Source organism: Streptomyces sp. NPDC051172, from assembly GCF_040682555.1.
In the GTDB taxonomy this organism is placed as follows: domain Bacteria; phylum Actinomycetota; class Actinomycetes; order Streptomycetales; family Streptomycetaceae; genus Streptomyces.
Window position 1 is genome coordinate 1 of sequence record NZ_JBFBBE010000214.1, and the last position, 8637, is coordinate 8637.

The window sequence follows — 8637 nt, forward strand, 5'->3', positions numbered from 1 at the left end:
CCACGACGAACCGGGACCTGCTACCGGGCACTCCGGTGTCTACCCGGACGGGACTCCCACCCGCGAGCCTGGACCAGCTTGCAGGACGCAACATGCGCGGAGCATAGAGAGCACAGTCGGGACTGAGGTTCCCCGGAAGTGAACTTTTCCATTCCACTTCCGCTTCGTTGTATCCGTCTTGCCGCTCCCCTCCTCACTCTCACTTCGCGCCCACGTCCCGCTCACACATCCAGGGCGACCTGGATCAGGGTGGGCGGTGCCTGACGGCCTACCAGGACACCCCGGCCCGGCGGGCGCTGGGCCGCACGCTCGCCCCCGAGCACCACGCCCTCGCGCGCATCCCCGGACAGTACGAGGCCTGCGGTCCCCAGCTCCTTGACCCGGGTGAGGAGTTGCTCGGACATCGCACCGCGGGAGATGCCCGCGACCCGGCGGGCCACCACCATGTGCAGGCCGATCTCACGGGCCTGCGGCAGGAAGTCGAGGAGCGGACTGAGCGGTGACGTACGGCCGTTGGCGACCAGGTCGTAGTCGTCGACCACGATGTAGAACTCCGGGCCGGTCCACCAGTTGCGTTCGCGCAGCTGATCCATGGTCACGTCCCGTGGCGGCAGCCGCTCGGTGAGTTTGGCGACGACCTGCTCGACGTAGACCTGGGCCGCATTGGCGTCGCCGATGTAGGCACCGATGTACTCCTCGTCCACCGCGCCCAACAGGGCTCGCCGGTAGTCGACGACTATGAACCGGGTCTCGAACGCCGAGCGGCGCGCCGCCATTCCCTTCATCCAGCCGCGCAGGAAGGTGGACTTGCCGCTGCCGCCGTCGCCGAAGAGCAGGAAGTGCGGATCGGCGTCGGTGAGGTCCAAGCGCACCGGGGCGAGGTCGCTCTCGGCGATGCCGATGGGCACGCCGGGTGTCGTGTCGTCCTCGGGGATCTGGCTCGCCAGCTGTCCGGCCGTGAGCCGTTCGGGCAGCATCCGGATCGCCGGGGCCACGGGCCCGGACCAGGCGGCGGCGAGCTTGCCGAGCGCCTCCTCCTGCGCTTCCGCAAGGCCGTCGGTGGTGTCCTTGCCGTCGAGGCGGGGCAGTGCGGTCTGGAACTGGATGCCGGGCGGCGCCATGCCACGACCGGGGGCGGCGAGGCCGAAGGCGCGCGCCGCGCGGCGGTTGATCTCCGAGTCGCCGGGGTCGCCGAGGCGCAGTTCCAGCCGCGCGGCGATGGAGTCGCGCAGCGCCGTGCGGATGTCGGCCCAGCGGTTGGCCGCCAGCACCAGGTGGACGGCGACGCCGAGGCCGCGGCCCGCGATGTCCAGAAGAAACTCGTCGACGCCCTCCATCTCGCCGCGTAGGGCGCCCAGGTTGTCGATCACCAGGAAGACGTCGGCCGAGCGCATGCCCTTCGGCAGCCGGTCGGTGTTGCGCAGCCGCCGGAACTCCTCGGCGGAGTCGATGCCGAGGTGTCGGAAGATCCGCTCCCGCTCGGCGATCAGCTGGCGCGCCTCGGACAGCGCACGCCGCACGCGCGTCAGGTCGTGCCGGCCGGCCACCCCGCTGACGTGCGGGGCCCGTTCGAAGGGCTGGAGCGAACCGCCGCCGAAGTCCAGGCAGATGAACTGTGCCTCGGCCGGGGTGTGGGTGAGCATCGTCGAGAGCATCAGGGTGCGCAGGAAGGTGCTCTTGCCGGTCTGCGGGGCGCCGACCACCGCGAGGTGACCGGCCTTGGCGAAGTCCGGCACCAGCGGCTGCTGGAGCTGCTGGAGCGGCACGTCCAGGACACCGACCGGTGCGCGCAGTGCGCCCTTGTGGGCCCACCAGTCGGCACTCATGCCCCGCTCCGGGTGGACCACGACCGGCCCGGTGAGGTCGTCCAGGGCGAGCGCGGGGGGCAGCGGGGGCAGCCACACCTGGTGGGCCAACTGGCCTGCCGTGCCGAGCCGTTCGACGATCACCTGCATCTCGCTCGGCCCCTCCAGCATGGGGCGTACGTGCTCGCGCTCCTCCTCCCGTTCCGCGTCGGGGTCGGGCGGCAGCCGCAGGTCGAAGGGCACGGGGTCAGTCGGCGGCGGTCCGGCGGCGAGGGCGCGCTGTTCCTCCGACATGTGGACCCCGGAGACATGGGCGACGCGGAAGCGCTCCAGTACGCTCTCGGCGAACTTCAGGTACGCGGAGCCGGGGATCGGCGGCAGCCGGTAGGCGTCCGGGGTACCGATGACGACGCGGGATTCCGCCGCCGAGAAGGTACGCAGACAGATCCGGTAGGAGAGGTTGGCCTCAAGGCCGCGCAGCCGCCCCTCCTCCAGGCGCTGGGTCGCCAGCAGCAGATGCATGCCCAGGGAGCGGCCGACCCGGCCGATCTGGACGAAGAGATCGATGAAGTCGGGCCGGGTGGCGAGCAGTTCGCCGAACTCGTCCACGATGACCAGCAGATACGGCAGCGGCTCCAGCGGTTGCCCGTCCGCGCCGGTGGCACCGGCGGCGCGCCGCAACTGGTACTCGCGGACGTTGTCGACGTTGCCCGCGTCGCGGAGCATCCGCTGCCGCCGCTGCTGTTCGCCGACGAGCGCGTCCTTGACCCGGTCGACCAGGGCGACCTCGTCCACCAGGTTGGTGATCAGACCCGCCACGTGCGGGAGGTCGGTGACACCGGCGAAGGTCGCGCCGCCCTTGAAGTCGACGAGGACCAGGCTGAGCAGTTCCGGCGAGTGGGTCATCGTCAGGCCGGTGACCAGGGTGCGCAGCAGCTCGCTCTTGCCGGACCCGGTGGCGCCGACGACCAGGCCGTGCGGGCCCATACCGCCCTGCGCGGACTCCTTGAGGTCGAGTACGAGTTGCTGGCCGCCGCTGTCGAAGCCGATCGGCATGCGCAGGACCTCCTCGTCCTGCGCGCCGACCCACAGCGACTCGGGACGGAAGCTCTCCAGGTCGGATATGCCGAGCATGCTGGGCAGCGACATGGTCTGGGCGAGTATCTCCTCGCCCTCCATGGACAGGCGCAGTGGGGCCAGCGCCCGGGCGACGGCTTCGCACAGCGGCAGTTCCGCGCGCGCCGCGACGGCGTTGTCCACGGCGGCGCGCGGGTCGGCGCGGCGGCCCTCCAGGGTGACGGCGCCCTGTGCGTCGATGCGTACTCGTACGTCGGCGCGGGTCGGCTCGTCGTTCTCCTGGTCCACCAGGCAGATGACGCTGACGGCGCTCTGCGGCCCGGCGGAGGCGAGGAGTTCGGCGGCGAGCGGGGAGCGGGCCCAGGCGGCCCTCGGGAGGTAGCGGTCGAGGACGACGACCAGACGGCGCCGAGTGTCCGCACTGTCCCGGTCGGTCATGCCCAGCCGGCGTGTCGACTGCTGGGCCGCCGTCTCCAGGACCTGCTGGAGGTGGTCGGCGATGCCCTCGAAGTCCTCGGCGACCAGGGACACCACGCCGGCTTCCCCGGTGGCGTCCGGTTCATGGGTGTGCGGGAGCCACTTGGCCCAGCTCCAGTCCTCGCCGCCGGTCGCGATGGCGATGCCCACGTCGTCCGGGGCGTGCAGCACCGCGATCTGGCAGAGCAGGGCACGGACGGCCTCGCGGGCGACCTTCGCCGGGCCGAGCACGCTGACCACGCCGGCCTTCGCCAGGTCCAGCACGGCGGGCTGGTCGCCGACCGTGGACATCGAGTCGACCAGCCGGTCCGCCGCCTCCTTGGCGCGCGGGTCGTACTCCACTGTCGGGTCGTTGCGGGTGGCCATCCGGATGGGAGTCGACAGCGGCGCACGGCCCGTTCCGACGGACAGCTTGAGGAAGTCGGCGTCCGTGACACGGCGTTCCCACACCCGGCGCCGCTGGGTCGCTATCGCCCACAGCCGATGCGGTGACGGGAACTGCCAGACCGCCACGGTCCGCTGGTTCTGGGCCACCTGGCGGGCGGCCCGACGCACCTCGACCAGATGGTCCAGGTAGCGGTCGCGGGCCCGGATCTTCTGTTTGCGGACCTGACCGCGCATCTGCATCCGTACGGCGACGGTGGCGCCGATGGACATCACCACGAACGCGATGCCCAGCAGTACCAGCATCTTGCGCCCGCCGGACATCAGATACGCGGCCATACTGATGCTCGACAGCACCGGCATCAGCAGCATCAGCCAACTGGCGTTGCTGTCCTTGCCGACGGGTTGCGGCGGTGCGGCGAGCACCACCGGGTCGGTGGGCAGTGCGGGCGGCACGACCCGGGCGGGCCGGTGGAAAATGAGCCGGGACATCAGGGCTCCGTAAGTTGTGTCGCACGGGCATGCAGCGCGGCGGCCTCACCCTTGACAGGGCAGCGGTACGGCGCCGGGGCCCCCGCGGGCGGCGGGGGCACGGGTCCGGTCACCGGGGACGGTACTTCGACAGGCGCGGCACGACGGCGGGCTCGCTCTTCTCGCTGTTCAGACTGGCCAGGATGCCCTGCAGGCCGCCGGTGATACCCGAGAGGACCTCGGTGCGCTGCTCGTCGACGCTGTCGTGCGCGCTGTCGATGGCCTGCAGGACCAGCCGGGCCAGCCCGTCCGGATCGTCGGGGTCGATCACCGAGGGGTGGATGCGCAGGTCCACGACCCGGCTCTCGCCCGACACGGTGGCCGTGACCATGCCGTCCGTGCTGTGCCCCGTGGCCTCCACCGTCCGCAGATCCTGCTGGGCGTCGGCCATCGCGCCCTGCATCCGCCGGGCGCGCTCCGCGAACGCGGAGAAGTCGATCTGCTCTTCGTCGGGCATGCGGCCGCCTTCCATGCGAGGTGCTGTCCGGAGAGTCGGTGGGGCCACCCGGACTTACGGTGCCCCACCTAGAGATACGGACGCGAGGTCCGAACGGGTCTCGTCGGCTTCTCACAGCCGCGGGCAGATGTTGTAGGTCCCCTGACCGACCTGAAGCTTGACACTGCCGAAGCTGCTCGCGACCACAGTGGCCAGCGCCATTCCCGCCAGGGAGTGGAGCTCGTTCTCCAGACTCAGGTGCACGTCGATGCCGACGGCCGACTTCCCCTGTTCCGAAAGCGTGGCAAGGATGTGGTCCTCCAGCCTCGTTCCCAACTCGTGCGCGTACCGCTCGCCCGCCTCCTTGTCCCTGCCCAACTCGGCCACCAGGCCCTGGAGTTCGTTCGGGGACACCACGTCTTCCACCGGGAGGAACACATGCTTCTCGCGGCTTACCGGCTCGACCGGCTCGACCGGCTCGACCGGCTGCTGATGAGAGGGGCCGGCCGTGAACTCCTCGGACGTGATCTTCCCCTCGACGACCTTCCGGCCACTCTTGACGAAGTCGTGGTGGACGCCGCCCGCGAAGAGGAACTTGTCCCTGCCGGTGTCCCTGTACGTCATGCCCAACGCGTGGAACGTCGCCTCGACGTCGATGGCGCCCGGCGCGTCGATCTCCCAGACGTATCCGCTGCTTATCTGCCGCACAGCCTCCTCAGCCGTACGGGCAGCGCCCACGAATCCGTCGCTGACCTGCTCGAACTCCCCCTCCTGGGCACGGATGGAGATCTCCAGGCCTTTACCCAGGGGCTTCAGACCGTCCCTGAAAACCATTTGATGGTCGTGGCTGCGGTCGTCCGCCACGAAGAGCCGTTGCTTCTCCAAGAGCACCGGCAACGACGGGATGATTTCCGCCATGTCCGTGTGAACGGCAGCGTTCGGCATCGGCCCCTCGCCGGTCTCCATGAGATGCGGGACGGAGGATCGGGCACCGTCGGCCGCGAACTGCTCAACGGCCGACGCCTGCTGCGCGTCTCCTTCCTCCGGGTCCTGCTCGGCCGACATGGGGAGGAGGTGGTCGAGCGTCTCCGAGATGTCCGTGCCCTCGGCCTCCGGACCGATGGCGTTCAGATACTCCTTACGAGGTCCCGCACCCTCGGGAACGGCAGCCCAGTCGCCCTCCGACAGTACATGCGGCTCTTCCGCCGACTGTGGATCCGCAGACGGCTGATCCGCGTGCTGCGGCAGCTGCGCTGCGGGAACCACGGTGCCGTGCTGCGCGGCTGTGTCGGACGCGGCGGCCTCCGGCACCTTCGTCATGGAGTGGGTGACGACCGCGGCGGGAGCATGTGTGTGCGTCAGGCCCGGAGGGTAGGTGCGGGTCCAGTCGTCCTTGGGCGGCGCATGAACGGGATCCGCGTGCAGAACGATCATGTAGCGGTTTGCTGTGCTGTCGTGCTCCACCCTGGCCGGATAGGCGGAGGTCAACGTGGTCCTGGCCGTTCCCTCCCGGGCCGCCAGGGCATCCTTCAGCGCGAACGCCGCCAGACTGTCCCTCCTGCCGACGACGAGGAGAGGAACGCTCAGCTCCCGACTTTGCAGGGCGGGATCATGCCGAAGCAGCGCGACGATCTCCTCGTGGGGCACCCTGAGAGTGGTACCGCCGGGCAAGCCGAACTCGGTGTGGGTCTGATCGCCGTCGACCACCAGGAAGTAGGTGTCCTTCTTCCTCCACTGGCCGACGCGTTGCTGGCCGTTCGCGACCGTGCCGTCCCGTGACACCAGGTAGCCGTCGGTGACGAGCGGGCCTTGCAGCGGCCGCCCTGTCAGGTTGCGGCCCGCGTGCTCACCGGTGGACGAGACGATCGCGCTGGGCAGGGAGAGCATGCCCTCCTGCGCAAGGTCGAACGCGGCCAAGCCGACCTCGTCGTGCACGTCGTGTCCGCGCAGCGCCGCCGCCGTCATCAGCCACAGCGCCTTCCACCGGTCAGAGGGGGTAACCGGACCTGCCAGGTGCAGGATCCTGGCAACCAGCACGTCCCACCGCGGATGCGACATCCATACCTGCACCGCCTTGGCCAAGGCCCAGAACACCCTTTCCCGCAGGGGTCCTGAGGCGGGCAGAGGCTCCGGCAGCCCGAGGTATCCGGCGATCGGCGGCGTGATGCCATGAATCACCTGAGCGGCACGGTCCAGGTGGGCCATCGGTTCGGTCTGCGGTACGAAGTCGTGCACAGTGACCGGGTCGGACGCCTTGGCCTTGGCCAGCCGGTCCCACGCCGCGTCCAGTACACGACGGACAGCGGCACGCAGTTCGGCGACATCCGCGAAGGCTGCCGGACGCGGCTTCGGGGTTCCCGACTGTTCGAGATAAGCGCGCAGCACATGGTCCAGCAGGTCCAGGGTGAACGCACCGCCATCGGCGAGCTTGCCATCGGCACGCCGCATCAGCTCAAGGGCACCGATGCCACGCATCAGCCGCTGATAATTCCCGGTCGGATCGTCCCTGTCGTCCTCGATCTCATGCCAGAACACCTCACGCAGCGCCCGCACCAGAAGCATCGTGTGCTCCAGCTCCACCGGCAGCACAGGATCCGGCCCGGTGTGCAGCCCGGCCACCCGGGCCAGGCGGCTGAGCACCTCCTCCCCGGGCTCCGGCCGCAACCTCTGCACCGTACCCCGCACACCGCGGACCGAGGTGTAAAGGAGCTCGTAGACGTCGTTCTGACCGGGGTATTGGAACAGGCCGTGTACCTGGTTCATCGCGATCAGTACGCGGCCGGTCCTGGTGGACACCCGCTGCAACGGCGAGGGGTTCGTCAACGGATTCGCCACGAAGGGAGCGTCCGCGCCGGCGCGGAACCGGCGCGGCGGGTCGTCCGAGGCCACGTTGCCCCGACATGCCCGGGCCACGATCGGATGCTCGGGCGGATGCGTCGTCAGGCTGTCCCTGCGCGCCAGGTACTCGCCGATCTGGTCGCCGACCGCCGCGTACTTCTTTTCGGTCCTGGCGTCCACCACTCCGAGGTACCCCGGATCGCCATGCATCACGAGCTGGTAGGCGTCCTGCCCCTTCCACTGGGGGGCCTCCATCGCGGTGACCGGCTGCCGGGCGACCGGGTCAAAGCGGGAGAAGAACTGGGTGTTCTGCGGGTCCCTCAGGTGCGGCTCCCGTTCCGCCATGTCGGCACGCGTGAACACCGCGCGGCCTACCGGCCGCATCGTCCGGGGATCGGTCAGCGTGTAACTCCGCACGTACCGGTCCGGGAGCTGCGCACCGCCGTACACAACGATGAAACCGTTCTCGCCGGTAGCCGACGCCCCGCCCGGCGCCAGGTCATCCGGTTCGCTGAGGACCATCTTGCCGGTCGGTATACCCTGCACCGTCCTGATGACGTAACGCTGTGCCTTGACGTCGAAGAGCAGCCGGGGAACGCCGATGTGCGCCAGCACCGGCCGCTTGAGGGTGGAGGAGATGAGGCGGGGCATGTACGGCACGCCGTCCCCGGCATTCGGCACCACCAGCATCAGCGGAGCCCGCGCGGCCCGCTTCGCCAACTCCTCATCCATTGTGGTCAGTTCGATGACCTCATCGCGCGGGATCCGGACCGTCGTACCGGGCAAGTCCGTCTTCAGGTGATCGGGCCCGCCCTCCGCCTCCCATGCGAAGGGCAGACGGCTGCCGGTCATGTCCGTCCTGGCTACGTTCGACTGGGCCCTCTTGTTCGTGAAACTGCGTCCTATTACGTCACCGTTGGGAGCGACGATCAGCGTCCGCTCCGTCAGCAGACCGACATGCCGGGCCAAGTGGAAGGCACCCAACGCCGCCAGGCTTCCGTCCCGCCTCTCCGCCATCGCCTCGTCCACGAGCGTGTACAGCTCGACACGCCGCCGTTCGTCCACCGGCTCCGAGGGATCCAGGTGAAG

Annotated in this window: 3 protein-coding genes; all 3 read right to left on the reverse strand. The window is 69.6% G+C overall.

Annotated features, from left to right (window positions below; translation table 11 throughout):
* Window positions 1-221: 221 nt before the first annotated feature.
* Window positions 222-4235 (reverse strand): type VII secretion protein EccCa, encoded by a 4014-nt coding sequence (gene eccCa, locus AB0N07_RS48710; protein ID WP_365847093.1) that lies wholly within the window; start codon window positions 4233-4235, stop codon window positions 222-224.
* A 109-nt stretch (window positions 4236-4344) separates the two neighbouring features.
* On the reverse strand, window positions 4345-4731 hold the full coding sequence (locus AB0N07_RS48715; protein ID WP_365847095.1) for a YbaB/EbfC family nucleoid-associated protein: 387 nt from the start codon (window positions 4729-4731) through the stop codon (window positions 4345-4347).
* A 111-nt stretch (window positions 4732-4842) separates the two neighbouring features.
* A partial coding sequence (locus tag AB0N07_RS48720) for a lonely Cys domain-containing protein (protein WP_365847097.1) occupies window positions 4843-8637 on the reverse strand: 3795 nt, incomplete at its 5' end.

Coding starts and splice junctions, on each gene's coding strand:
- AB0N07_RS48715 (WP_365847095.1), bottom strand. CDS start 4,731: ATGCCCGACGAAGAGCAGATCGACTTCTCCGCGTTCGCGGAGCGCGCC.
- eccCa (WP_365847093.1), bottom strand. CDS start 4,235: ATGTCCCGGCTCATTTTCCACCGGCCCGCCCGGGTCGTGCCGCCCGCA.